This is a genomic window from Microbacterium sp. 4R-513, from assembly GCF_011046485.1.
In the GTDB taxonomy this organism is placed as follows: Bacteria; Actinomycetota; Actinomycetes; order Actinomycetales; family Microbacteriaceae; genus Microbacterium.
Window position 1 is genome coordinate 1,334,711 of the sequence record NZ_CP049256.1, and the last position, 23,583, is coordinate 1,358,293.

The 23,583-nt window shown below is 70.5% G+C and carries 20 protein-coding genes; 8 read left to right on the forward strand and 12 right to left on the reverse strand.

What is annotated here, in order from left to right:
• Positions 1-78: 78 nt before the first annotated feature.
• From G5T42_RS05830 to G5T42_RS17450, 7 genes are all read right to left on the reverse strand, one after another.
• Positions 79-1,164 carry an ABC transporter substrate-binding protein gene (locus tag G5T42_RS05830; protein ID WP_165126713.1) on the reverse strand — a complete coding sequence of 362 codons (1,086 nt, stop codon included), beginning with the start codon at positions 1,162-1,164 and terminating at the stop codon, positions 79-81.
• Positions 1,165-1,221: 57 nt separating this feature from the next.
• The gene (locus G5T42_RS05835) at positions 1,222-2,535 is read right to left on the reverse strand and encodes a GTP-binding protein (protein ID WP_165126717.1); all 1,314 of its coding nucleotides are present in this window, start codon (positions 2,533-2,535) and stop codon (positions 1,222-1,224) included.
• Positions 2,535-3,449, reverse strand: coding sequence for a sulfate adenylyltransferase subunit CysD (gene cysD / locus G5T42_RS05840; protein WP_241245972.1), 915 nt, complete (start codon positions 3,447-3,449; stop codon positions 2,535-2,537). Before cysD ends, G5T42_RS05835 begins: the two co-directional genes overlap by 1 nt.
• Positions 3,446-4,189: a phosphoadenylyl-sulfate reductase gene (locus G5T42_RS05845; protein WP_165126723.1), complete on the reverse strand. Its 744-nt coding sequence runs from the start codon at positions 4,187-4,189 to the stop codon at positions 3,446-3,448. Before G5T42_RS05845 ends, cysD begins: the two co-directional genes overlap by 4 nt.
• Positions 4,186-5,925, reverse strand: a complete 1,740-nt coding sequence (locus G5T42_RS05850) for a nitrite/sulfite reductase (RefSeq protein ID WP_206535716.1) — start codon at positions 5,923-5,925, stop codon at positions 4,186-4,188. Before G5T42_RS05850 ends, G5T42_RS05845 begins: the two co-directional genes overlap by 4 nt.
• 216 nt (positions 5,926-6,141) lie before the next feature.
• Positions 6,142-6,837 carry a CbiX/SirB N-terminal domain-containing protein gene (locus G5T42_RS05855; RefSeq protein ID WP_165126726.1) on the reverse strand — a complete coding sequence of 232 codons (696 nt, stop codon included), beginning with the start codon at positions 6,835-6,837 and terminating at the stop codon, positions 6,142-6,144.
• A gap of 146 nt (positions 6,838-6,983) precedes the next feature.
• Positions 6,984-8,045 carry a hypothetical protein gene (locus tag G5T42_RS17450; protein ID WP_206535717.1) on the reverse strand — a complete coding sequence of 354 codons (1,062 nt, stop codon included), beginning with the start codon at positions 8,043-8,045 and terminating at the stop codon, positions 6,984-6,986.
• A 117-nt stretch (positions 8,046-8,162) separates the two neighbouring features.
• Between G5T42_RS17450 and G5T42_RS05865 the strand changes: the two genes are divergently transcribed.
• Positions 8,163-8,735, forward strand: coding sequence for a MarR family winged helix-turn-helix transcriptional regulator (locus G5T42_RS05865; RefSeq protein ID WP_241245973.1), 573 nt, complete (start codon positions 8,163-8,165; stop codon positions 8,733-8,735).
• A 6-nt stretch (positions 8,736-8,741) separates the two neighbouring features.
• Here G5T42_RS05865 and G5T42_RS05870 read toward each other — a convergent pair whose 3' ends face one another.
• Positions 8,742-10,181 (reverse strand): MFS transporter, encoded by a 1,440-nt coding sequence (locus G5T42_RS05870; RefSeq protein ID WP_165126729.1) that lies wholly within the window; start codon positions 10,179-10,181, stop codon positions 8,742-8,744.
• 265 nt (positions 10,182-10,446) lie between these two features.
• Between G5T42_RS05870 and G5T42_RS05875 the strand changes: the two genes are divergently transcribed.
• Complete coding sequence (locus tag G5T42_RS05875) at positions 10,447-13,602, forward strand: M14 family metallopeptidase (protein WP_165126732.1); 3,156 nt, start codon at positions 10,447-10,449, stop codon at positions 13,600-13,602.
• Positions 13,603-13,685: 83 nt separating this feature from the next.
• Here the strand turns inward: G5T42_RS05875 and G5T42_RS05880 are convergent, their stop codons facing one another.
• The 3 genes from G5T42_RS05880 to G5T42_RS05890 form a co-directional block, all read right to left on the reverse strand.
• The gene (locus G5T42_RS05880; protein ID WP_165126735.1) at positions 13,686-14,201 is read right to left on the reverse strand and encodes an HPP family protein; all 516 of its coding nucleotides are present in this window, start codon (positions 14,199-14,201) and stop codon (positions 13,686-13,688) included.
• Between the two features lie 75 nt (positions 14,202-14,276).
• Entirely contained in the window at positions 14,277-15,095 is an 819-nt protein-coding gene (locus G5T42_RS05885) for an LLM class flavin-dependent oxidoreductase (RefSeq protein ID WP_165126738.1), read from the reverse strand.
• Between the two features lie 91 nt (positions 15,096-15,186).
• Positions 15,187-15,744, reverse strand: coding sequence for a GNAT family protein (locus tag G5T42_RS05890; protein ID WP_165126741.1), 558 nt, complete (start codon positions 15,742-15,744; stop codon positions 15,187-15,189).
• A gap of 147 nt (positions 15,745-15,891) precedes the next feature.
• Here G5T42_RS05890 and G5T42_RS05895 point away from each other — a divergent pair, with 147 nt between their 5' ends.
• The 6 genes from G5T42_RS05895 to G5T42_RS05920 all read left to right on the forward strand — a co-directional run bounded on the left by G5T42_RS05895 (position 15,892) and on the right by G5T42_RS05920 (position 22,289).
• Positions 15,892-17,580 (forward strand): LamG domain-containing protein, encoded by a 1,689-nt coding sequence (locus tag G5T42_RS05895; protein WP_165126744.1) that lies wholly within the window; start codon positions 15,892-15,894, stop codon positions 17,578-17,580.
• Positions 17,581-17,758: 178 nt separating this feature from the next.
• On the forward strand, positions 17,759-19,627 hold the full coding sequence (gene dnaK / locus G5T42_RS05900) for a molecular chaperone DnaK (protein WP_165126747.1): 1,869 nt from the start codon (positions 17,759-17,761) through the stop codon (positions 19,625-19,627).
• A 2-nt stretch (positions 19,628-19,629) separates the two neighbouring features.
• Positions 19,630-20,265, forward strand: a complete 636-nt coding sequence (locus tag G5T42_RS05905; protein WP_165126750.1) for a nucleotide exchange factor GrpE — start codon at positions 19,630-19,632, stop codon at positions 20,263-20,265.
• Between the two features lie 8 nt (positions 20,266-20,273).
• A complete protein-coding gene (locus G5T42_RS05910) occupies positions 20,274-21,281 on the forward strand; it encodes a DnaJ C-terminal domain-containing protein (RefSeq protein ID WP_165126753.1) in 1,008 nt (335 codons plus the stop codon).
• Positions 21,282-21,339: 58 nt separating this feature from the next.
• The gene (locus G5T42_RS05915) at positions 21,340-21,837 is read left to right on the forward strand and encodes a MerR family transcriptional regulator (RefSeq protein WP_165126756.1); all 498 of its coding nucleotides are present in this window, start codon (positions 21,340-21,342) and stop codon (positions 21,835-21,837) included.
• Between the two features lie 32 nt (positions 21,838-21,869).
• Positions 21,870-22,289 (forward strand): hypothetical protein, encoded by a 420-nt coding sequence (locus G5T42_RS05920; protein ID WP_165126759.1) that lies wholly within the window; start codon positions 21,870-21,872, stop codon positions 22,287-22,289.
• Between the two features lie 16 nt (positions 22,290-22,305).
• Here G5T42_RS05920 and G5T42_RS05925 read toward each other — a convergent pair whose 3' ends face one another.
• Positions 22,306-23,517, reverse strand: a complete 1,212-nt coding sequence (locus G5T42_RS05925) for a DUF2252 domain-containing protein (protein ID WP_241245974.1) — start codon at positions 23,515-23,517, stop codon at positions 22,306-22,308.
• Positions 23,518-23,583: the final 66 nt, after the last annotated feature.

Below are 23,583 nucleotides of genomic sequence, written 5' to 3' on the forward strand. Positions count from 1 at the left end.
GAGCGAACTCGCTCGCGGGCACGCCCGTCCCCGGCGCCGCCGCGCGGGCGGCACCGGGAGCAGGCGTCGAGCGGATCGTCACGGAGTGTCCTCGCCGAGGCCCGCGGCCGAGACGGGCTCGGCGCCCGCCTTGTCGAGGATGCCGTTGAGCAGACGCAGGTCGAACAGGCCGTCGATCGAGCCGTCCTTCTGCGTACCGGCCGCGAGGCCGTTCTCGACGAGCGTCTGGAACGTGTCGGCGTGCGGGTCGACCGAGAACGACACGTGCTCGAGCGCGCGGTCGATGACGTCGTCCGAGAGCGCCTTGCCGGTGTCGGCCGTGAGCTGCGCGTTGACGGCGTCGGCCACCTCGTCGGGGTGGTCGGCGATCCACTGCACCGAGTCGACGTGACCCTGCAGCAGGTCCTCCACGACGTCGGGGTGCTCCTCGAGGAAGTCGGCGCTCACGAGGAGCACCGTCGTGGGGAACTCGCCGTCGGGCCACAGGTCGGCCTCATCCTGCAGGACGTGCGCTCCGGCATCCACCACCAGGCGCGAGACCCACGGCTCGGGCAGCCACGCGCCCTGGATCGTGCCCTGCTGGAAGAGCGTCAGCGTCTGGGCGTTCTCGGTGGGCGTGATCGAGACGTCGCCGCCGCCTGCCGTGTCGGTCTTGTAGCCCTCGTCGGCGAGCCACGTGCGCAGGGCGACGTCCTGCGTGTTGCCCAGCTGCGGCGAGGCGAGCGTCTTGCCCTTCAGGTCCTTCGCGCTGTCGATGCCGTCGGCCACGACCAGGGCAGCACCGCCGGTCGCAGCGCCCGCGATGACGCGCGCCGACTCGCCGCCGGACTGGATGAAGGTGTTGATCGACGGGTTGGGACCGATGTACGTCGCATCGATCGCTCCTGCGGTGAGAGCCTCGATCGCCGCGGGGCCTGCGTTGAACACCTGGGTCGTGAGCTTCACGTCGCCGAGGTCCTTCTGGAGGATGCCCTCCTCGAGGCCGACGAGCGCCGGTGCGTGCGTCACGTTCGAGAAGTAGCCGAGCCGAAGCTCGTTCACCGAGGGGCCGTCGGCGGCCGGAGTCCCCTCGGCGGCCGAGCTCGCGCCGGAAGCGCAACCGGCCATCATGATCGCAACAAGTCCCAGGGTGGTGATCGTCGTCGCGGTGCGGATTCTGTTCACGGTTTTCGCCTCCTTTTTCGGCGGTTCGGATGATCGGTGTTGCGGGGTCGTGCGCGGTCAGTCCCGCACGATGCCGGCGGCGAGAGTCGCGCCGTCGGACGGATGGATGACGAGGAACGAGCCGCTCGCGCGGTTCTCGCTGTAGGGCTCGAGGGGCAGGTCCGCGGCAAGTCGGAGCGTCGCTTGCCCGATGTCGTTCGTCTCGAGCGATTCGGCCGGCTCGTGCGCGAGCGAGTCGAGGTCCCGGCGGGCGTCGATCGACGACACGAGCGCCTGCACCGTCGTCGTGCCGTGCTTGACGAGCACCCGGGTGCCGGCGCGCAGGGCACGGGCGTCGAGTTGGAAGAGCTCGGCGGCGATCTCGCGTGTCGGCCCGGGAAGGGTTCCGGATGCCGCGATCACGGCGCCACGGGCCGCATCGACGTCGTCGGCGAGCTGCAGGGCGACGGACTGCGGCGCCTGCGCCTCGTCGACGTCGACGCCCGCGACCTGGATGCCGGTCACGACGGTGTCGATCCCGCTCGGGAAGACGGTGACGGCGTCGCCGACCCGGACCTCGCCCGACGACACGCGGCCCGCGAAGGCGCGGTAATCGCGGTAGCGTTCGGCGAGGGCGGGGTCGGCGGCGAGCTCGGGCGAGAGCCCGCCCTGGGGGCGGAGCACGGTCTGCACGGGGAGCCGGAAGGGCTCGAACTCGGTCTCGAGCTCGTCCGACGACGGCAGGCGCTCGAGCAGCTCGAGGAGCGCGGGCCCGTCGTACCAGGGCGTGCGCTCGGAGCGCTCGACGATGTTGTCGCCCTCGAGGGCCGACACCGGGATGACGTGCACGTCGTCGATGCCGAGCTCTGCGGTGACGGCGCGCACCTCGTCGGCGACGGGTGTGAACGCGCCCTCCGCGAAGTCGAGCAGGTCGATCTTGTTGACCGCCACGATGACATGCGGCACGCGCAGCAGCGCGACGACCGCGAGGTGCCGGCGGGTCTGCTCGAGCACGCCCTTGCGGCCGTCGATGAGCACCACCACGGCGTCGGCCGTCGTCGCGCCCGTGACCATGTTCCGGGTGTACTGCACGTGTCCGGGGCAGTCGGCGAGGATGAAGCTGCGCGCCCCGGTCGAGAAGTAGCGGTAGGCGACGTCGATCGTGATGCCCTGCTCGCGCTCGGCACGCAGGCCGTCGGTGAGCAGCGCGAAGTCGAATGCGCCGTGCGCGAAGCCGCGCTCCGCCGACGTGCGCGCGACCTGCTCCAGCTGGTCGGCGAGGATCGCCTTGGAGTCGTGCAGGAGGCGGCCGACGAGCGTCGACTTGCCGTCGTCGACCGAGCCCGCGGTCGCGAACCGGAACAGCGTCCCGGTCTCCAGTGCCGTGGTCATCAGAAGTACCCGTCCTTCTTGCGGTCCTCCATGGCGGCCTCGCTGAGCCGGTCGTCCGCACGCGTCGCACCGCGCTCGGTGAGGGTGGTGCGCGCGACCTCCGAGACGATGGATGCCACGTCCGCGGCATCCGATTCGACCGCTCCGGTGCAGCTCATGTCACCGACCGTGCGGTAGCGCACGGTGCGCAGCTCGGTCCGCTCGTCGGCGCGGGGAGGGGAGACCTCGCCGACCGCGCGCCACATGCCGTCGCGGGAGTAGACCTCGCGCTCGTGCGCGAAGTACAGCGGCGGAAGAGGGATGCCCTCGCGCTCGATGTAGCGCCAGACGTCGAGCTCGGTCCAGTTCGAGATCGGGAACGCGCGCACGTGCTGACCCGCGGTGTGGCGGCCGTTGTACAGGCTCCAGAGCTCGGGGCGCTGGTTCCGCGGGTCCCACTGGCCGAACTCGTCACGCAGCGAGATGATGCGCTCCTTGGCCCGCGCCTTGTCCTCGTCGCGACGGGCGCCGCCGAAGACGGCGTCGTGCCTCCCCGCCGCGATGGCGTCGAGGAGGGGGAGTGTCTGCAGCGGGTTGCGCGTGCCGTCGGGGCGCTCCTGGAGGCGGCCGTCGTCGATGTAGTCCTGCACGCGAGCGACTTCGAGCCGCACGCCGAGGCGCTCGACGGTCTCGTCGCGGAACGCGATGACCTCGGGGAAGTTGTGGCCCGTGTCGACGTGCAGCACCGGGAACGGCACCCTGCCGGGCCAGAAGGCCTTCGTGGCGAGGTGCAGGACGACGACGGAGTCCTTGCCGCCGGAGAAGAGCAGCACGGGTCGCTCGAACTCCGCGACGACCTCGCGGATGATGTGGATGGCCTCGGCCTCGAGCAGGTCGAGGGTGCCGAGGCGCGCGGGCGCGATCGTGTCGGTCATACGTGGAGCCCGCATTCCGTCTTCGAGAGGCCGGCCCAGCGGCCGGACCGGGGGTCTTCGCCCGGCGCGACGGGCTTCGTGCACGGCTCGCAGCCGATCGAGGGGTAGCCGTTCGAGACGAGAAGGTTGACGGGGACCTTGTGCGCGCCGGCGTAGTCGAGCAGGTCGTCGAAGGTCCACGCGGCGACGGGGTTCACCTTCACGAGCCCGTTGCGCTCGTCCCACGTCACGAGCGGGGTGTGCGTGCGGGTCGGCGCCTCGTCGCGGCGGACGCCGGTGAACCACACCTCGTAGCCGCCGAGCGCGTCCTGCAGCGGACCGACCTTGCGGCGCGCGCAGCACAGGCCGGGGTCGCGCTCGAAGAGCTTCGCGCCGAATTCGGCGTCCTGCTCGGCCACCGTCTGCTCGGGGAGCACGTCGACGATCCGCACGTCGAGCACGCGGCCGACCTCGTCGCGCGTGAACCGCGTCTCGGCGAAGTGGTACCCGGTGTCGAGGAACAGCACGTCGACGCCCGGCAGCTGCTCGGCGACGAGGTGCGGCAGGGCGGCGTCGGCCATCGAGCAGGCGACGGCCGCGGCATCCGTCCCGAAATGACGCGCGACCCAGGCGACGACCTCTTCGGGGGATGCCTCGTGATCGGTGAGGCTTCCGAGCTCTTCGTTCCCCCGCTCGGCGAGGGCCTTGAGCTCCTCGCGCGAGCGCTTGACCGCGGTGCGGGGTGCGAGCGACACGGTCACTGGAGTGCCTCCTCGTCGGCGCGGTGGGCCCATTCGGCGAAGGTCTCGTCGGCTGCGGCATCCCGCTCCGCGAGGAAGCGCGTGACGACCCGCTCGACGTAGTCCGCGATGCCGTCCGCGGCGACCTTGAGACCACGGACGGTGCGGCCGAGGCCCGCCTCGTCGCGGTCCTTCGAGACGAGTCCGCCGCCGAGGTGCACCTGGTAGCCCGGCACCTGCTCGCCGTCGATCGTGACGAGCTGGCCCTTCAGCCCGATGTCGGCGGTCTGGATGCGCGCGCACGAGTTGGGGCAGCCGTTGACGTGGAGGGCGATCGGATGGGGGAGGTCGAACTGCTTCAGCCGCTCCTCGAGGTCGAGCACCGCGGCCGTCGCGTACGCCTTCGTCTCGACGATCGCGAGCTTGCAGAACTCGATGCCCGTGCACGCGATCGTGCCTCGGCGGATGAGGCTGGGACGCGCCTGGAGACCGAGCTCGTCGAGGCCCGCGACGAGCGACTCGACCCGGTCCTCGGGGATGTCGAGCACGACGATCTTCTGATGCGGCGTGGTGCGCAGGCGCGTTGAGCCGTGCGCCTCGATGAGATCGGCGAGCTTCGCCAGGTTCGGGCCCGAGACACGGCCGACGATGGGCGTGGCCCCGACGTAGAAGCGGCCGTCCTTCTGGCGGTGGACGCCGACGTGGTCGCCCTGCGTCCGGGGCTTCGGGGCTGCCGGCCCGTCGGGCAGCGCGTAGCCGAGGTACTCGTCCTGCAGCACCTGGCGGAACTTCTCGGCGCCCCACTCGGCGAGCAGGAACTTGAGCCGCGCCTTGTTGCGCAGCCGCCGGTAGCCGTAGTCGCGGAAGATCTGCGCGACGCCGTGCCAGGCATCCGCCACCCGATCCGGGCTCACGAACGCGCCGAGCCGCTCCGCGAGAGCGGGAGTCGTTGAGAGCCCGCCGCCGACCCACAGGTCGTAGCCGATGCCGAGCTCGGGGTGCTCGACGGCGACGAAGGCGACGTCGTTGATCTCGTGCACGACGTCCTGGCTCGGGTGGCCGGTGATGGCCGACTTGAACTTGCGGGGGAGGTTCGCGAGCGTCGGGTCGCCGATGAAGGTCGACGAGATCTCGTCGATCTGCGGCGTGGGGTCGATGAGCTCGTCCGCGGCGATGCCGGCGACCGGCGAGCCGAGGATGACGCGGGGGACGTCGCCGCAGGCCTCTGTCGTCTGCAGGCCCACGGACTCCAGGCGACGCCAGATCTCGGGGATGTCCTCGACGCGGATCCAGTGCAGCTGGATGTTCTGGCGGTCGGTCAGGTCGGCGGTGTCACGGCCGAACTCCGTCGAGATGCCCGCGATGACCCGCAGCTGCTCGGTCGTGAGCTGTCCGCCGTCGATCCGGACGCGGAGCATGAAGTACTCGTCCTCGAGCTCTTCGGGAGTCAGGGTCGCGGTGCGGCCGCCATCGATGCCGGGCTTGCGCTGGGTGTAAAGCCCCCAGACGCGGAAGCGCCCGTGCAGGTCGGTCGGATCGATCGACGCGAAGCCGCCCTTGGAGTACGTGGTTTCGATGCGCTCGCGGACGCTCAGGCCGTCGTCGACCTGCTTCCACTCCTCGTTGCCGTTCAGGGGCGCCTTGCCGTCGATCTTCCACTGCCCGTTGGGCTTGGAGGACGGGCGAGGCGGCCGCGCGCGGGCGCCCTCGGGCCGCGCGGGATGACTGCGCGCGGTGTCGGTGTCGCTGATGGTCACGGTGGCCTCCGGGAGATCCCGGGCGTCCCCGGGTGCGGACTCTAGCCAGTCCACTTCCGTGAGAGTAGAAGCGCCGCTGGCCCGGTCCTAGGCCGCCGTCAAGGGGCGTCACCGTGCGTAATCCGGCGTCACAGAGGTTGCGGCGACATCCCTTTTCGGACTCGGTGCATCAATCGGGACGGCGTTCCCCTGCCCGTGGGACGAAGTCCCGCCGGTTCAGCGGACGGCGGCGCGGTAGCGGTCCGCGACGAGTTCGACGAGGGATGCCGCGGGCTCGTCGTCGTCGAGCAGCGGCCGCGCGACCGGCGCCCCGCCGGCGAGCCTCACGGCGAGGTCGTGGAAGTAGCCGGGTGCGAGCAGATAGTTCGCGACGACGACCCGACCGGATGCCGCGGCCCGCGTGCGACCGACGGCTGCGCCGAGCCGCGGCTCGGTGGCGGCGAGAAATCCGACGTCGACCGGCCGGCCCAGGCGCTCGGCGAGCATGGCCGCCGTTGCGCGGCAGTCGTCGTTGGCCCGCTCGTCGCTGGACCCCGCGACGGCCAGGACGATCCGGTCGTCAGCGACGGGCTCGAGCGGGGCGAGGCGTGCGACGAGCACATCCACAAGCCTTGCGTCGGGGCCGAGGGCGTCGGCGATGATGACGTCCGACCGGTGGGACGACTGCTCCTTCAGGTCGATCCGCACGTGGTAGCCCGCCGACAGGAGAAGCGGCACGATCACGACGGGCTGATCGTCGGGAAGCGATGCGAGGGATGCCGCGACATCCGGCTGCTGCACGTCGACGTGCCCGAGGCGCACCGTGACGTCGGGAAGCCGCCGGGCGACGGCGTCGACGAGCGCCGCGACGGCGGCCTGCCCGGCGGGTGAGGCGGTGCCGTGCGAGATCGCGAGGAGGGCTGGCTGCGGCATCCGTCCATTGTGCCTGTGGTCGGGCGCCGGCTTTGTGTGCGGGTCGAACCCGGCTCGCGCTGCGCGGCCGTCCGCACGGTGAGACGGCGACACGCCGGGGGAGGGATGCCTCACCCCGGCGTGTCGCCGTGATCTCGTGCGGACGGTCAGTCCCGCTCGGCCGCTCCGCGGGCATAGCCGGCGTCGAAGCCGCGCTCGTACGCCTGCTCGGATGCCCGGCGGTCTTGGCCGCGATCGCCCTTGTTGCGGCCGCGGTGCTCGCCGTGGCGGTCGTGTCCGCGGGACTCGCGGGGGTCGAGGCCCCAGCCCGGGCCCCAGGGCCGATCCCAGCCGTAGCCGCGGTCGTCTCCGGCGAAGCCATGGCCGTGGTGACGGTGGTGCTCGCCGTGGTGGCCCTGCTCGTGGTGACCGTGGTGCTCGCCCTGGTGGTGGCCGTGCTCGCCGTGGTGGCCGTGGTCGCCGTGGTGGTGGTGTCCGGCGCGCGGGTCGCGGTATCCGTCTTCGTCACTCCAGCCCTCGGCCCACGCCCGGCGCGGGTCGAAGCCGGGGCCGGGGCGGAAGCCCCGACCGAAGCCCGGCGGGAATCCGGGGCCGAAGCCCGGACGGAACCCCGGACCGAACCCGGGGCGGAACCCCGGGCCGAAGCCGCGACGGAAGCCAGGGCCGAAGTCAGGCTCGTCGCCCTCGCGGAACCCCCGGCCGAAGAAGCGGCCGAACCCGCGGGGCGCGGCGTTCTCGTCCCAGCCGAGCTCGCGGGCGATCGCCTCGAGCGAGGCGAGGGTGGTGGCGAAGTCCTCGGGCGACACGGCGCCGGCGACGCGCTGGCGCACGCCGTCGACGATCGCGGCGAGGCGCTCCTGCGCGGCGCGGCCCTCGTCGGTCAGCACCCAGGTGCCGTCGCCCTTCTCATCGGCCCAGCCCCGCTTCTCCAGGCCGCGCAGACGCTTGGACCGGCGCGCGAGGCGCTCGGCGAGAGCCGGGTCGATGTCGCCCGCGAGGGCGTTGAGCAGCATCCAGTCGCGTCGCGTGACGCCCTCGTCCGCGAATGCGGACTCGAACTCGCGCGAGATCAGCGCGTCGACCGCGCGGAGCCAGAAGCCCAGCGGTCGGCGGTCGGTGGGGATGCGGTCGGCCTCGGGCGTCTGCTCGTCGGCCGCAGCGGTGTCGGGGTTCTCGTCCCCCGTGTTGTCGAAATCGTTGTCACTCATGGGAAGTCCTCTCTATGGACGGGAACTGAGCCGTCCAGGCGATGCATGTCATATGGCATGTACATGTAGTGTGACATGAATGTGGGAAGCATGTCAACCGGCATGTAAATTCGGAGTATGACTTCGTCGAACGGCGCGACCGACCCCGCAGACGCCATCGCCGCTGCGCTCGCTCGGCTGCGCGGGCGACGGATGCCTCGTCCTCCGTGGGACGGCCCCCACCACCACGACGGCCCCTGGGGCCACGGGCCCATGGGCGGCCACCACGGCGGTCCCCGCTTCGGCCCCGGCGTGCCGGGTGTGCCCGGCGGCGGGCACGGGGGACCGCCGTGGGCGGCGGCCGGGCGCTTCGGCGGACCTGCCCGCCTCCGGCTCCTCGAGGCGCTGGCCGCGGCATCCACCCCTCTCTCTGTGAGCGAGGTGGGCGAGGCGATCGGCGTCGATCAGCCGCGCGCCTCTCGGCTCGTGCAGCAGGCCGCCGAACTGGGTCTCGTGCGGCGCGAGGCGGACCCTGCCGACGCGCGCCGCACGCGCATCGCGCTGACGGATGAGGGGAGGTCGCTCGTGCGGGGCTTCCGTGGTGAGCGCCGGGAGGCCGTCGACTCCGCGCTCGTGCAGTTCACGGATGCCGAGCGCGCGGAGCTCGCCCGCCTGCTGACGAAGCTCGCCGACGCCTGGCCGCGCGGCTGAAGCCGGTCAGGCCTCGACGGGATGCCGCGGGGGGAACTTGACGAGCAGGAGCAGTCCGAGCCCGACGGCGAGCACGATGGCGATGCCGAGGATCCCCCAGTACGTCGCGCCGAAGATCGCGATGAAGAGGGTCCACAGCGCGGGTGACATGAAGCTCGCGACGCGGCCCGTCGTGGCGTAGAGGCCGAAGATCTCTCCCTGCATCCCCTCGGGCGTCACGCGGGCCAGCAGCGATCTGCTCGCCGCCTGCGCGGGACCGACGAATGCCGAGAGGATGAGGCCGCCGATCCAGAAGACGGTCTTGCCCGCCGCATGCCCGAAGAACACGACGAGCGCGATGACCACGAGTCCCGTGAGCGCCGTGATGATGACGGCGCGGGCGCCGAATCGGTCGTCGAACCGGCCGGCGATGATCGTCGAGGCGCCTGCCACGACGTTCGCCGCGATCGCGAAGATGAGCACCTCGTTGTCGGTGAAGTGGAAAGCGACCGCCGCCAGCACGCCGCCGAACGCGAAGACCCCGGCGAGCCCGTCGCGGTAGACGGCGCTCGCGAGGAGGAACCAGAACGTGGGGCGGTGGGTGCGATAGAGGGCGATGATGTCCTGCACGAGCACGCCGTACGCGGCGAAGAACCCAACCCGCTCGACGCCCACCGGCTTGGGCGCCTCGGGCACGTTGAGGAACAGGGGGAGTGCGAAGAGGAGGGTCCACACGCCGCACCCGACGGCGATCAGGCGGTACGCCAGTCCGTCCGACGTGTCCATGCCGAACCAGTCGACGAACGTCAGGACGATGACGATCGTGAGCGCGACGATGCCGCCGATGTAGCCGAGGCCCCAGCCCAGGCCGCTCACCTTGCCGATCGTCTTCGGCGTCGACACCTGCACGAGCATCGAGTTGTAGTTGACTCCGGCGATCTCGGACACGACCGCGCCGACCGAGAGCACCAGCGCGCCGTACCAGAAGAAGGCGGGGTCGGCCTGCGCGAAGAACAGCGCGAACTGCAGGAGCGCGAGGAGGATCGTGAAGACGAGAAGCCACCGCTTGCGGCTGCCGGAGCGGTCGGCCGTCTGGCCCAGCACCGGGGCGAGCAGAAGGATGAGGATGCCGGCGATCGTCGTCGCCAGCCCGTAGCCGCTCGAGAGGCCGGCGAGCGCCTGCTCGCGCGCAGGGTCGTCCTCGGCGAGCTTGGCGACGTCGTCGGGCAGGAAGTTGACCGAGACGAGGTAGAGCGACGCGAAGACGAAGGTGAGGAGCACCGAATTGAACGGCTGCGTCGCCCAGTCCCACATCGCCCATGAGAAGACCTGCTTGCGGGGGATCGGCGTCTCATCCGTCGTGTCCTGGAACATGACGCCCACGGCGGCGATCGCTCCGCTGTTCGCCGCGGCGGGCGGTGTCGCCCTGCTCGGGTCCGGCTTTCCGTCGCGTGCGGAGGAGCTCATGTCGGTCACGTTAGGGCCCTTCGGTGAACGGCGGGTTCCGCCGCGCGATGCGCCGCCTCTTCGCGGTGCGTCGCCAGGCTACTGGGACTGGACGTTCGGCGACCTCCTCCGCGCCGGGTGAGCGTCCTAGGGAGGCGCGCCGTGTCGCGGGGCGACGACGGCCGACCGCGACACGGTGAGGCCATGCCGTCCCAGGCATGCTCTTGACCGACCCTTTGAGCGAGGCCAGGATGAGCGCCGAGCATGCCGAACCAAGGGAGTTTCCATGTTCCGTCGCTTCGCCGTCGTCACCGTCGCCGCGCTCGTCCTCTCGGGAGCGGCCGCCACCTCGGCAAGCGCCAGCCCACCGACCGACGATGACGGGGTGGGGACGGCCGTCTACACGGGAAGCGTGAGCCAGGACGCCTTGAGCGACATCGCGGCTCTCGTCGACCGACGGGAGATGGTGGTCACGCCGGGAGTCGAAGCCGGCGAGGTCGAGGTCCAGGTCATCCTCAACGAGGCGCAGGCCGCCGCGCTCGAGAAGGAGGGAACCGCGCTCGAGACCAAAGCGCCCGCCGCGCAGCGCCGCCTGCTCGCGGCGACGCCCGAAGGCGTCTACCGCACCTACGGCGGAGACGGCGGCATCCGCGACGAACTCATGGATCAGGCCGCCGCGCATCCCGGCATCGCGCAGTTCCGCGTGCTCGGTCAGACCTGGCAGGGTCAGGACATCGGCGCGGTCCGGGTCACCGGTGACATCGCGAAGCAGAAGAAGGACGGGAAGCGCCCCACGACGGTCTACGTCGCGGCGCAGCACGCCCGCGAGTGGATCACACCCGAGATGGTCCGCCGCCTCCTCGACTACTACCTGTCGTCGTACGGGAAGGACCCGCGGGTCACGAAGATCATCGACTCGACGGAGCTGTGGTTCGTGCCCGTCGCCAACCCCGACGGCTACGACTTCACCTTCCAGGAGGGCAACCGCCTCTGGCGCAAGAACCTGCGCGACAACGATGGCGACGGTCAGATCACGGGCGTCGACGGCGTCGACCTGAACCGCAACTCGGCGACCCGGTGGGGGTACGACAACGAGGGATCCTCGCCCAATCCCGCGAGCGACACCTACCGTGGGCCGAGCCCGGGCTCCGAGCCCGAGACCCAGGCGCTCGACCACCTCTTCGCCGACGTCACGCCGCAGTTCATGATCAACTACCACTCCGCCGCCGAGCTGCTGCTCTACGGGATCGGGTGGCAGGTCGCCACACCGTCGCCCGACGACGTGATCTACGAGGCGATGGCCGGCGACGACGCCACTCCGGCGGTGCCGGGCTACGATCCCGACCTGTCGGCCGAGCTGTACACGACGAACGGCGACCTGGACACGCACATGCAGGAGAAGTACGGGACGCTCGGCTTCACCCCCGAGATGTCGACCTGCGAGGACGCCGCCGACTCCGTCCCGGACGACGAATGGGTCGCCGAGGACGACTGCGTGGCCCTGGGCTTCGACTTCCCCGACGACGAGGCGCTCATCCAGGCCGAGTTCGAGAAGAACATCCCGTTCGCGCTCGCGGTCGCCGAGTCGGCTCCCGATCCGGACGACCCCGTTTCGGTCGTAGGACGGGATGCCGAGGACTTCCGCGTCGACTCCTTCTCGGTGTCGTACGGCGACCCCCAGACGGTCGCCGTGTGGGCGAAGCGCGCCCTCAAGGCGAAGACGATGTACTACTCCGTCAACGGCGGACCCACGAAGAAGGCGAAGGTCGAGGAGTGGTCGGGCGGCGAGCGCTACGGCTTCGAGAACACGGACTACTACGCCGAATACCGGGGGGTCGTGACCGGGACGAAAGCGGGCGACAGCGTCGAGGTCTGGTTCGGCGGGCAGACGACCGCGGCAGACCTCCCGAAGGGGCAGAAGCCCGGCAAGGTCGAGAGCGAGCACTTCACGTACGAGGTCGCGCAGGACACCGGCGACTCCGTGCTCATCGTCGCCAACGAGGACTACACGGGCGCTCAGAACGCCGACGAGCCCCCTCACGCCGCCGGACTCACCTACCTCGACGAGCACATCGCCGCGCTCGAGGCGAACGGCGTGACGCCGGACGTGTGGGATGTCGATGCACAGGGCGTTCCGCACGACCTCGGCGTGCTGGGTCACTACGACGCCGTGATCTGGTATCTCGGCGACAACCGGCTGACGCAGGACGAGGAGGACGTGCTGACCGAGTACGGGAGCGGACGGTATCCCGACCTCTCGGTCGCCGAGCGCCAGCAGTACCTGACGATCTCGATGCGCGACTTCCTCAACGAAGGCGGCAAGGTCGCGCTCGCCGGTGAGACCACCGCCTACTACGGCCTCCTCGGAGGGTCGCTCGGCGGCATCTACTACGGCCTGGACGGCGCTCCCGACCAGCAGTGCGTGGTCACAGTCGACCCGACCAGCGACTGCCTGATCCTGGCGGACGACTTCACGCAGTACTGGATGGGCGCATACGACCGTGATCCGGTCACGGCGAGCGGCATCTCGGGGATCGCCGACCCGCTCACGGGCCTCGAGGCGACGTTCGGCGGCCCGGCCACGGTCGGCAACCCGATCGATGAGGCGGGCGCCTTCACTCCGACCAGCGAAGTGCTGCCGGTCGACGAGTTCCCGCAGTTCGAGAGCTGGGCGGCTGCCGACTACACCGATCCGCCGGTCGAGTACACGCCCGCCGAAGGGGCGTGGGTGGCATCCGCGAGCCACATCGACGACGGCTACCAGCGTCTTGCGCGCACGATCGCCGTTCCCGATCTGGCCGCGGGCGAGACGGCGACGTTCGATGCGCAGTTCTCCTTCGCGACCGAGGAGGAGTACGACAATGTGATCGTCGAGGTGCGTCCCGTCGGCACGGAGGACTGGACGACGCTGCCCGATCTCAACGGCGGCACGCAGTCCGCACCACCGGCCGAGTGCGAGGCAGGGTTCTACATCGAGGAGCACCCGCAGCTCGAGCACTATCTGACGATTCAGGACGGCGGATGCCTGACGACCGGCTCTACCGGTGAATGGAACTCCTTCACCGGAGCATCGGACGGCTGGATCCCCGTCTCGTTCGATCTCAGTGCCTACGAGGGGCAGGAGGTCCAGCTCGTCATCAGCTACGTCACCGATCCCGCCACGGGAGAACGGGGCGTCATGGTGGATGACATCAGCTTCACCATCGCGGGCGACGAGATCGAGGCGGAGGGCTTCGAGACCGGCCTGGGAGCATGGTCGGCGATCGGAGCTCCCGACTCGAGCCCCGGCAACTCCTCCGACTGGGAGCGGACGCAGCCCGCCGCCTACAGCGTCACGGCCACGCCCGACACGCTGCTCTTCGGCTTCGGCCTCGAGCAGCTGTCGACCGACGAGGAGCGGACGGCTGTCGTCGCACGCATCCTCGACCACTTCGGCATGTGACCCGCTGCGCACACTGACCCGGGGGCGGCGGCCGGCGAACGGCCGCCGCCTCCGGCGTGGGACTGACTCGGGCGAGCCGCCGCTCAGGCCGGGCGGCCGATGATCAGCTTGTTGACCCCGAAGCCCGAGACCGTCACGAGGACGATCGCACCCGCCATCGACAGGAGCTGCACGGGCTGCACGAAGATGCCCAGGCTCACGATGAGCGTCGTCGCCCCCGCAGGCGGGTGCGGCAGTTTCAGCAGGGTGAGCACCAGCGTCGTGATCGCCACCGAGAGCGCGCCGGCGGCGACGTAGGCGGGAGTCAGACCCCCGTCGGGTGCGGGCGGGGTTCCCTGCAGCCCGAGGGCATAGAAGCACGCGACACCGGCGACAAGGCCCACGCCGTGCCCGACGAGGGCGTTCTGTGGGCGGGACGACGGCTGTTCGGGCGACTCGAAGAAGAGCATGACCGTGGGCCCGAGGCTCGGGAAGAGCCAGGGCTGCTTGAGCGCCAGCCCGACAGCGCCACTGAGGGCGAGGACGACGAGGCCGAGGACGGCCCCGTACCCGGCCTGGCCGGCGCGGGTCTCGCGCAGGCGGATGACGGAGCGATTCACGCGTCGAGTGTCGGACCGCGGCCGTCGCGAAGGCGATGGCCTTTACAAACGGCAGCCGGAGGTGCAACCGGTCGGTCAGGTGCCCGCGAGCCGCTCGACGAGCGGCGACAGGCGCGAGGCCAGCTCACCCGGGACGGTGAGATAGGAAACGCCCGCTTCGTCTCGGAGCCGCTGAACGGTGTCCGCGTCGCGATCGAGGTCGCCGGTGAGCATCATGACGGCTCCGCTCGCGCGCAGCCCGTCCGGCGTGAGGCCCAGCCGGTGCCGGAGCCACCCCGGCAGCTCATCTCCGACGCCCGTGACCTGCATAGCCAGCTCCAGGTCGTCGCCCCCGAGCTCGCGCACGTGACGGACGACGTCCGCGAGCTCGGCGGCCCCGATCTCGGGCGCCGTCGGAAGCGCCAGGGTTCCCGCCGCGCGTCCGGCGAGCCGCAGCATCCGGTCGCCCCGGCCGGCGATGACGATCCTCGGCACCGGCTCGACCTGACCCGCTACCGCGTCGATGGTCTCTTCGACGCGGTCCACCCGCTCTCTGGGCGATCCCCACGCCACTCCCAAGGCCTCGGCATCCTTCTCGCCACCCGGACGACCGGCCCCGATTCCCAGCTCGAACCGCCCGACCGACAGGGTCTGGAGGGTCCGCGTCTCGCGCACCACCTCCGCCGGCCGACGAAGCGGCGCCGAGAGCACCCACGTCCCCAGCCGCAGGGTGGTCGTGCCGCCGGCGGCCGCCGCGAGCACGGGGAAGGGAGACGGCGTCCACAGCGTGTCGGGAACGAGGAGCGTCGAATAGCCGGATGCCTCGAGCCGCCGCGCCTCGTCGGCCCACTCGCGCGCGGCGCCGCGGACCGACACGACAGCGCCGAAGCGGAGGGGACGCGGCGACCGGCTCATCCGCCCATGATGGTGCCGCTGCCCGGTGGAGGCATCCATCGATCGGAGACTTGGCGCCTACTCCGCGCGGAGTACGTGCACCGGGTCGGGCTCAGCGCCGCCACTCGCGCTCGAGCACGGCGTACTGGCCCGTGTCGGTCCACTCTCCCTTGGACCACATGTGCTCGACGAAGTGAGCCTCGTGCCGCATGCCGAGCCGCAGGCAGAGGGCGACGGATGCCTCGTTCCTCGGGTCGAGCTCGGCATACACGCGGTGCAGGCCGATCTCGCCGAACGCCGCGTCGAGCAGGAGGGCGGCCGCCGTGCGCGCGTAGCCCTTGCCCTGTTCGCGGGCCAGGAGCGCCCAGCCGATCTCGGCCGTGCGGTCGTCGACGCTGGTGAGGTGGAAGTAAAGCGTGCCCACGAGAGCACCCGAGGCATCCCGGATCGCGGGCTGGACGTAGTCGCCGACCTTCTCGAGGCGGGTGGCCGCGGCATCCCGAGCGAGCACTTCCGCCACGCGCTCGCGCGACCGGGGCTCGTAGAGCATGTAGCGGCAGACGTCGGGATCGGACTGCAGCTCGTAGAGCGCCTCGAAGTCGTCATCGCAGAGCAGGTCGATCGAGACGCCGTCGCCGCCGATGGCATGAAAGTCCCAGGGAAGACCCATGTCGCCATCATGCTGCATGAGAGCCCCGAAAGCCTGTCGCCCGCGTCCGCTCGAACGTAGACTCGCCGCAACGTCGGCTCTTGGGGCGTCGACCGGCACCACCTTTTCGCATCACCTTCTGATCGCCTGCCGAAAGGTGCTCCACCCATGACCGGTACTCCCCGGCGTGCGCTCGCCGCCGACATCACCCGCCGTGACGCTCTCGTCCTCGGCACCTCAGCCGCCGCTCTCGCGTTCGGGGGGCTCGTCGCCGGGCCTGCCTCGTCGGCACAGGCCGCCCCCAGTCCCCGGCTCCCCGGCGAGCTGGGGCGCCAGACCGACCTCGTGACCCGGTACCGCGGCACGGTGTTCGACCACATCCGCGTGAGCGTCGGCGGCGACGGTGCTCGACTGTTCATCCCCCAGGGCATCGTGCCGGGGTCGCAGCAGGTGCCGGTGCTGTGGCTGTACCACGGGGCGCAGAGCAGCGAGGACGCGCTGACCGGCGGTTTCCGGACCATGGGGGAGCGGGGCGTCGACTCGGGCATGATCGTGATCTGCCAGAACCTCGGCGGCACCCTGTACACCCACCCGACGGCCAAGCAGCACCAGGTGAACGGGTGGAACTACCTCTCGGGCCTCTACGGGATCGACCGCAACTTCTTCCGGGGCACGTCGCACGGCGGTGCGATGGGCGCCGAAGTGCTCGCGGCGGGCCTCATCCCGCACGCCTACGGGTCTTACATCGTCAACGGCGTCTACGACATCGAGCGGATGTACCTCGAGGGCACCGCGCAGGCCCGCTACAGCGTGGGCGCTGCCTTCGGCAACAGTCTCTCGCTCATCCGGGCGAACAATCCCGCGCGGCACCAGGGTGCGGACTGGGCGGGCCGCCGCGTCCGCGTCGTGTACTCGACACCGGACTCCTCGGATGCCACGACTCCGCCGCCGATCCACGCGAAGGCGCTCCTCGCCACCGCCGGCCCGTACGCCGTCGAGGCGTCGTTCCGGACGCATCTCAACGGCCACGACACACCCTCGTTCGCCGACACCGACAACCAGACGACGCTCGAGCGCTGGATGGGCGAGATCGCGGCTCCGACGGGTCCGCGACTGGTCGCGAGCTGGTCGTTCTCCGAGGCGGCGGCGCCCTTCGCGTCGTCGGTCGCCGGAGTCGCGCCCCTCGCCCAGGGCACGGGGTCGGCCGCCAAGAAGGTGGCGACCCCCTTCGGGGGCGGCGTGCAGTTCGACGGCGCGAAGGACTACCTGCGGGTCGCGCGCGCGCAGATCGGGCCGCTCAACATCGGCGCCACGACGGGCGCTGTCACGATCGCCGCGTGGGTGTACAGCGCCGACACCAACAACGCCATGATCGCCGGATGCTGGCAGGAGGTCGCGGCGGGAAACGAGCGCTCCTACGGCCTCTTCAACGACCTGCCCACCTACGGGGGCGACGACCGCGTCTGCATGCACGTGTCGGCCACCGGCGGGGCGACGCCGGGCTATCCCAGCTCGCGGGACGTCGCCGCCGACCCACGCACCATCACCCGCGGCGCGTGGCAGTTCCACGTCGGCACCTACGACGGCTCGTCGATCGTCGCGTATCTCGACGGCGCGGCCCAGCCCTATCCGTCGTTCACCGACAACCAGGGAGCGACGTACGCGAAGAACCCGTACTCCTATCCCGACGGCGTGAACGCCGTGCCGACCGACTTCCTCGTCGGCGCCGGTCTGCGAGGCGGCGCGCCCCTCAATCTGCACAAGGGCGTGATCGCCAAGCTGCGCGTCTGGGACGGTGCGCTCGCGGCCGCCGACGTGAAGGCGCTGTACGACGCCGAGAAGGTGATGCTCGGCTGATCCCTCGGAGCGCGAGACTGGAAAGTTGATATGAGTCGGCTCAAGTTCATTTGACGCGCCACGGACCCACGGGTATGGTTGAGTCATCGCGGCTCAACCTCGGTTCGACCGCGAGCAGACTTCCCATCAACGCCGGGGCGAGGCATCCGTCCGCCCCGAGAGAAAGAGAGAGAAACACATGGCACGTGCTGTTGGAATCGACCTCGGTACGACCAACTCGGTCGTGAGCGTCCTCGAGGGCGGCGAGCCCAAGGTCATCGCGAACGCCGAGGGGTTCCGCACGACCCCGTCGGTCGTCGCCTTCACGAAGGACGGCGAGGTGCTCGTCGGTGAGACCGCCAAGCGCCAGGCCGTCACCAACGTCGATCGCACCGTCTCGTCGGTCAAGCGCCACATGGGCACCGACTGGACGTTCAGCGTCGACGGCAAGAAGTGGACGCCGCAGGAGATCTCGGCCCGCATCCTCCAGAAGCTCAAGCGCGACGCCGAGCAGTACCTGGGCGACACCGTGACGGATGCCGTCATCACGGTCCCCGCGTACTTCAACGACGCCGAGCGGCAGGCCACGAAGGAGGCCGGCGAGATCGCGGGCCTCAACGTCCTCCGCATCATCAACGAGCCCACGGCCGCCGCCCTCGCGTACGGCCTCGACAAGGGCAAGGAGGACGAGCTCATCCTCGTTTTCGACCTCGGCGGCGGAACCTTCGACGTCTCGCTCCTCGAGGTGGGCAAGGACGACGACTTCTCCACCATCCAGGTGCGCGCCACGGCCGGTGACAACCGCCTCGGCGGCGACGACTGGGACCAGCGGGTCGTCGACTACCTCATCAAGCAGTTCAAGGACCAGACCGGCGTCGACGTCTCCGGCGACAAGATCGCCCTGCAGCGCCTCAAGGAGGCCTCCGAGCAGGCGAAGAAGGAGCTCTCGTCGTCGACCTCGACGAGCATCAACCTCCCCTACCTGTCGCTGACCGAGAACGGCCCCGTGTCGCTCTCCGAGACGCTCACGCGCGCCAAGTTCGAGGACCTCACGAAGGACCTTCTCGACCGCACCAAGAAGCCCTTCGAGGACGTCATCCGCGAGGCCGGCATCAAGGTCGCCGACATCGACCACGTCGTGCTCGTCGGCGGATCGACCCGCATGCCCTCCGTGTCGGAGCTCGTCAAGCGCGAGACCGGCAAGGAGCCGAACAAGGGCGTCAACCCGGATGAGGTCGTCGCGGTCGGCGCGGCCCTGCAGGCCGGTGTCCTGAAGGGCGAGCGCAAGGACGTCCTCCTCATCGACGTCACGCCCCTGAGCCTCGGCATCGAGACCAAGGGCGGCATCATGACGAAGCTCATCGAGCGCAACACCGCCATCCCGACCAAGCGCAGCGAGACCTTCACGACCGCCGACGACAACCAGCCGTCGGTCGCCATCCAGGTCTTCCAGGGCGAGCGCGACTTCACGCGCGACAACAAGCCGCTGGGCACGTTCGAGCTGACCGGCATCGCGCCGGCTCCCCGCGGCATCCCGCAGATCGAAGTCACCTTCGACATCGACGCGAACGGCATCGTGCACGTCTCCGCGAAGGACAAGGGCACCGGCAAGGAGCAGTCGATGACGATCACGGGCGGCTCGTCGCTGCCCAAGGACGACATCGAGCGCATGGTGCGCGAGGCCGAGGAGCACGCCGCCGAGGACAAGAAGCGTCGTGAGGCGGCCGAGGTGCGCAACCAGGCCGAGACGCTCTCGTACTCGATCGACAAGCTCATCAAGGACAACGACGACAAGCTGCCGACCGACGTCAAGGAGTCGGTCCAGGCCGATGTCGACGCCCTCAAGGCGGCGCTCGCCGGTGACGACGACGACGCGGTGAAGACGGCGTTCGACAAGCTCAACCAGAGCCAGGGCAAGCTCGGCGAGGCGATCTATGCGTCGTCGCAGGCATCGCAGTCGGCTCCCGACGCCGCCCCCGACGGCCCGTCGGACGAGCAGCCCTCCTCCAACCCGGATGAGGACGTCGTCGACGCCGAGGTCGTGGACGACGAGGACGAGAAGAAGTAACCATGGCAGACAAGGACTTCGACCCTTCGGCAGGCTCAGGGACCGGCCCGGGCGACGAGGTTCCCGGCGAGGAGGGGTCGGAGGCTCAGGCCTCCGGCCCCGCTCCGCAGGACGGGACGGATGCCGCCGGCGCGACCGGCGACGAGGAGCTGACGATCGACGACATCCTCGGCACGGAGCAGAACGCCGACGCGGCCGCGGAGGACGCGAAGCTCGCCGACCTCGAGTCGGCGCTGCTCCTCGACCTCAAGCGCCTCCAGGCCGAATACGCCAACTACCGTCGTCGCACCGAGGAGCAGCGCGAGGTCGAGATCGCCCGCGCGAAGGGTGAGGCGGCGAAGGGCCTCCTCCCCGTGCTCGACGACCTCGACCGGGCCGCCAAGCACGGCGACCTCGAAGAGGGCACGCCCTTCGCGCAGATCGGCGAGAAGGTGCGGGCCGTGGCCGAGCGCCTCGGCGTCACCGCCTACGGCGAGGCGGGCGAGGTGTTCGACCCGCAGCATCACGAGGCGATCTTCCAGGCGCCCACCCCGGGCGTCGAGCAGCCGACGGTGCTCGAGGTCGTCGAGGTCGGCTACCGTCTGGGCTCGGTCGAGCTGCGTCCTGCGAAGGTCGTCGTCGCCGTACCCGCTGAGTAGGAGCATCTATGGCCAGCCAGGACTGGTTCGACAAGGACTTCTACAAGGTCCTCGGCGTGTCGAAGGACGTCAGCGAGGCTGACCTCAAGAAGACGTACCGCAAGCTCGCGCGCACGTACCACCCCGACTCCAATCAGGGGGATGCCGCGGCCGAGGCGAAGTTCAAGGAGATCAGCGAGGCCTACTCGGTGCTGTCCGATCCCGAGCAGCGCAAGGAGTACGACCAGATCCGTGCGATGGGCGCCGGTGGCGCGCGCTTCACGGCGGGCGGCCAGGGCGCGGGCGGGTTCGAGGACGTCTTCTCGATGTTCGGCCAGGGCGGCCGGCCCGGGAACGTGCGCTTCCAGACGTCGAACGGCGACTACGACGACATCTTCTCGATGTTCGAAGAGACCACGGGCGGCCGCTTCGGCTCGGGCCGGTTCGGCCAGCCGTCGGGCGGCTTCCGCGGGTACGGCGGTCCGACGCGCGGAACCGACGTCACGGCGCGCACGACGATCGACTTCGTCACGGCGACGAAAGGCGAGACCATCACGCTCCAGGGCGAGGACGGCAAGCCCTTCAAGGTCAAGATCCCGGCGGGTGTCGCGGACGGGCAGAAGATCCGCCTCCGCGGGCGCGGCCGGCCGTCGCCCGACGGCGGCGAGGCAGGAGACATCGTCGTGTCGGTGACCGTCCGGCCCCACCCCGTGTTCACGCGGGAAGGGCTCAATCTGCGCCTCACGGTCCCCGTGACCTACACCGAGGCCGTCTTCGGCGCGACGATCGAGGTGCCGACGCTCGGCGGCGACCCCGTCAAGCTGCGGGTCGCCCCCGGCACGCCTTCAGGCCGGGTCCTGCGCGTCAAGGGACGCGGCGTCGAGACGGCGAAGGGCACCGGCGACCTCCTCGCCGAGGTGCAGGTGGCCGTGCCGTCGCACCTCGACGACGCCGCCCGCGAGGCGCTCGAGCGATTCCGGGCGGCCGAGCCCAAGGAGAATCCGCGCGCCGAGCTCATGGCCAAGGCGCGCGGCTGAGAGGGACCATCTCGGTCGACGACCGACGCCGTAGGAGCATGGAGGAGAGGTGAGGCGGATGGCCGAAGAGCACGACCTAGACGAGGAGGCCCCGATCTTCGCGATCGCGGTCGCCGCGGATCTCTCCGGCATGCATCCGCAGACCCTCCGCCAGTACGACCGGCTGGGACTCGTCGTGCCCGCGCGCACGCAGGGCGGCTCCCGGCGCTACTCGCTGCGCCACGTGCAGCAGCTGCGCGAAGTCGCGCGCATGTCGGCCGACGGCATGGGGCTGCCCGCGATCGCCCGCATCCTCGAGCTCGAGAACCGCGTCCGCGAGCTGCATCACCGCGTCCGCGACCTCGAAGAGCGCGTGCGCACGGAGCTCGACCGCCGCCCCGGTGCGCGGGTCTTCGCGGCGGGAGCCACCGGCGCCGTCGTCACGCTGCGCCACGGCACGCGCGTGCGCCGCGCGACCGAGGTCGTGCTCTGGAGCCCCCGGCAGAGCATCGCATCGGCGTCCGCGGACGACGATGAGACGACGGATGCCGCACCCCCCGCCGACGAGCAGCCCTAGCCCCGCCCGCCGGGGCCCGGCACACTGGCCGCATGGCCACCCTCGACGACGTGCGAGCCATCGCGCTCAGCCTGCCCGAGACGCACGAAGCGGTGGACGGCCACCGCGGGGGAGCGGGCTGGCGCACGAAGGACGGCCTGTTCGTCTGGGAGCGCGGTCCGAGCAAGGCCGATCTCGCGAAGCTCCGAGAGCTGGGCCGGGAGTGGCCCGACGGCCCCGTCGTCGGAGTCCGCACGGACGGGCTCGACGGCAAGGCGGCGCTCCTGGAATCGTTCCCCGAGCAGTTCTTCACGATCCCGCACTTCGAGGGCTATCCGGCGGTCCTCGTGCGGCTGCAGGTGATCGACGTGGACCTCCTCCGCGAGGTCGTGACCGACGCGTGGCTCCTCAAGGCCCCGAAGAGGCTGGCGAAGGAGTGGCTCGCAGAGCACCCGCCCGTCGACGGTTCCTGACGACGGCTCGCGGGCGTCAGCTCACCGCCCGGACCGCGGCGCGCGCCGCGTCGGCTGCCGCGTCCGGCCGTGTGTGGGCGGCGACGAACGCCTGATAGTCCGCCCGCGAGAGCTCGGCGTAGTCGTAGCCCCACTCCAGCAGCGCCTCGCCGACGATCCGTCCGTTGCCGATGTAGCCCGCCACCTCGGCGGCGTTCGGCGACTGGGCGTGAGCGCGCGCGAGGACGGAGGCGCAGATGTCGGCGTATTCGCGGAAGACCGGGTCTTCCAGCTGATCCATGTCGACGCCGCCCTTCATGTCGTTGAACTGGCGCACGTAGAAGTCGCCCGCGTACGCCTGAAGATGTCCGAGGAAGGGGTCGGACACGGCCTGCAGGATGCGCTGGAGCGCGACGACCCGGCCGCCCTCGCCGTTCGCCGCGATGTGGTCTACGACGGGCTGGGGCTGGACGACACGTCCGTACTGCTCGAGCACGCTCCTCGAGGCCTGCTTGCCCTGGAGGATGAGGGCGTTCGCATCGCCGTCCTGCAGCAGGATCAGCGTGCAGAGCGTCCCCACGCTCCCGACGCCCACGACCCGCAGGGCAATGTCGGACAGCGTGTACTGCGCGAGCACGAGCCGCACGTCTACCATCGCTGACTCCGAGTAGCGGCGCATGTTCTCGTGCAGGCGTCCTTCGATCTCCGGCGTCGTATGCGTCATCGTGGGCGGCCGCTCGATGAACATGAGCCGTCCGTCCTCGTCGACGGTCGTGAGCTTGCGCGCCGCGCGGTCTCCTGTGCGCTTCTCCGCCGCCTTGATGGCGGCGCGCATCGTCGCCCGCGACTCCGGGTCCATCGCCGTGATGCCCGCCTCCGCGTCGAAGTGCTCGAAGAAGCGCCGCACGGTGCTGCGGCCGGAATGCGTCGCCATCGACCGGGCGTACGTCCGCACGGCGGCGAGCGCGGCATCCTCGACCACCGCATCGTCGCGCGACGTGGCCTGACCCGCGATCACGATGCTCGTGACGAGCCGCTTGACGTCCCACTCCCACGGCGCCCAGGCCGCCTCGTCGAAGTCGTTGAGGTCGAACATGAGCGTGCGCTGCGGCGAGGCGAAGAAGCCGAAGTTCGACACGTGCGCGTCGCCGCAGGACGCCACATGGATGCCGCTGTTCTCGTCGCGGGCGAGGTCGGCGGCCTGGATGGCCGCCGTGCCTCGATAGAAGGCGAAGGGGCTCGCCGACATGCGCTCGATGCGCAGGGGGGACGAGCTCCTGCAGGCGGTCCGCGTTCTGCTCCTCGAGGATCGCGA

Excerpts from the sequence above, each read along its gene's own strand:
- G5T42_RS05855 (WP_165126726.1), bottom strand. The coding sequence starts at position 6,837 with ATGCCGCAGCCAGCCCTCCTCGCGATCTCGCACGGCACCGCCTCACCC.
- G5T42_RS05895 (WP_165126744.1), top strand. The coding sequence starts at position 15,892 with ATGACCGGTACTCCCCGGCGTGCGCTCGCCGCCGACATCACCCGCCGT.
- G5T42_RS17450 (WP_206535717.1), bottom strand. The coding sequence starts at position 8,045 with ATGAGTGACAACGATTTCGACAACACGGGGGACGAGAACCCCGACACC.
- G5T42_RS05925 (WP_241245974.1), bottom strand. The coding sequence starts at position 23,517 with ATGTCGGCGAGCCCCTTCGCCTTCTATCGAGGCACGGCGGCCATCCAG.
- G5T42_RS05920 (WP_165126759.1), top strand. The coding sequence starts at position 21,870 with ATGGCCACCCTCGACGACGTGCGAGCCATCGCGCTCAGCCTGCCCGAG.
- G5T42_RS05885 (WP_165126738.1), bottom strand. The coding sequence starts at position 15,095 with ATGAGCCGGTCGCCGCGTCCCCTCCGCTTCGGCGCTGTCGTGTCGGTC.
- G5T42_RS05870 (WP_165126729.1), bottom strand. The coding sequence starts at position 10,181 with ATGAGCTCCTCCGCACGCGACGGAAAGCCGGACCCGAGCAGGGCGACA.
- G5T42_RS05915 (WP_165126756.1), top strand. The coding sequence starts at position 21,340 with ATGGCCGAAGAGCACGACCTAGACGAGGAGGCCCCGATCTTCGCGATC.
- G5T42_RS05875 (WP_165126732.1), top strand. The coding sequence starts at position 10,447 with ATGTTCCGTCGCTTCGCCGTCGTCACCGTCGCCGCGCTCGTCCTCTCG.
- G5T42_RS05910 (WP_165126753.1), top strand. The coding sequence starts at position 20,274 with ATGGCCAGCCAGGACTGGTTCGACAAGGACTTCTACAAGGTCCTCGGC.
- G5T42_RS05905 (WP_165126750.1), top strand. The coding sequence starts at position 19,630 with ATGGCAGACAAGGACTTCGACCCTTCGGCAGGCTCAGGGACCGGCCCG.
- G5T42_RS05865 (WP_241245973.1), top strand. The coding sequence starts at position 8,163 with ATGACTTCGTCGAACGGCGCGACCGACCCCGCAGACGCCATCGCCGCT.
- G5T42_RS05835 (WP_165126717.1), bottom strand. The coding sequence starts at position 2,535 with ATGACCACGGCACTGGAGACCGGGACGCTGTTCCGGTTCGCGACCGCG.
- G5T42_RS05890 (WP_165126741.1), bottom strand. The coding sequence starts at position 15,744 with ATGGGTCTTCCCTGGGACTTTCATGCCATCGGCGGCGACGGCGTCTCG.
- dnaK (WP_165126747.1), top strand. The coding sequence starts at position 17,759 with ATGGCACGTGCTGTTGGAATCGACCTCGGTACGACCAACTCGGTCGTG.
- cysD (WP_241245972.1), bottom strand. The coding sequence starts at position 3,449 with ATGACCGACACGATCGCGCCCGCGCGCCTCGGCACCCTCGACCTGCTC.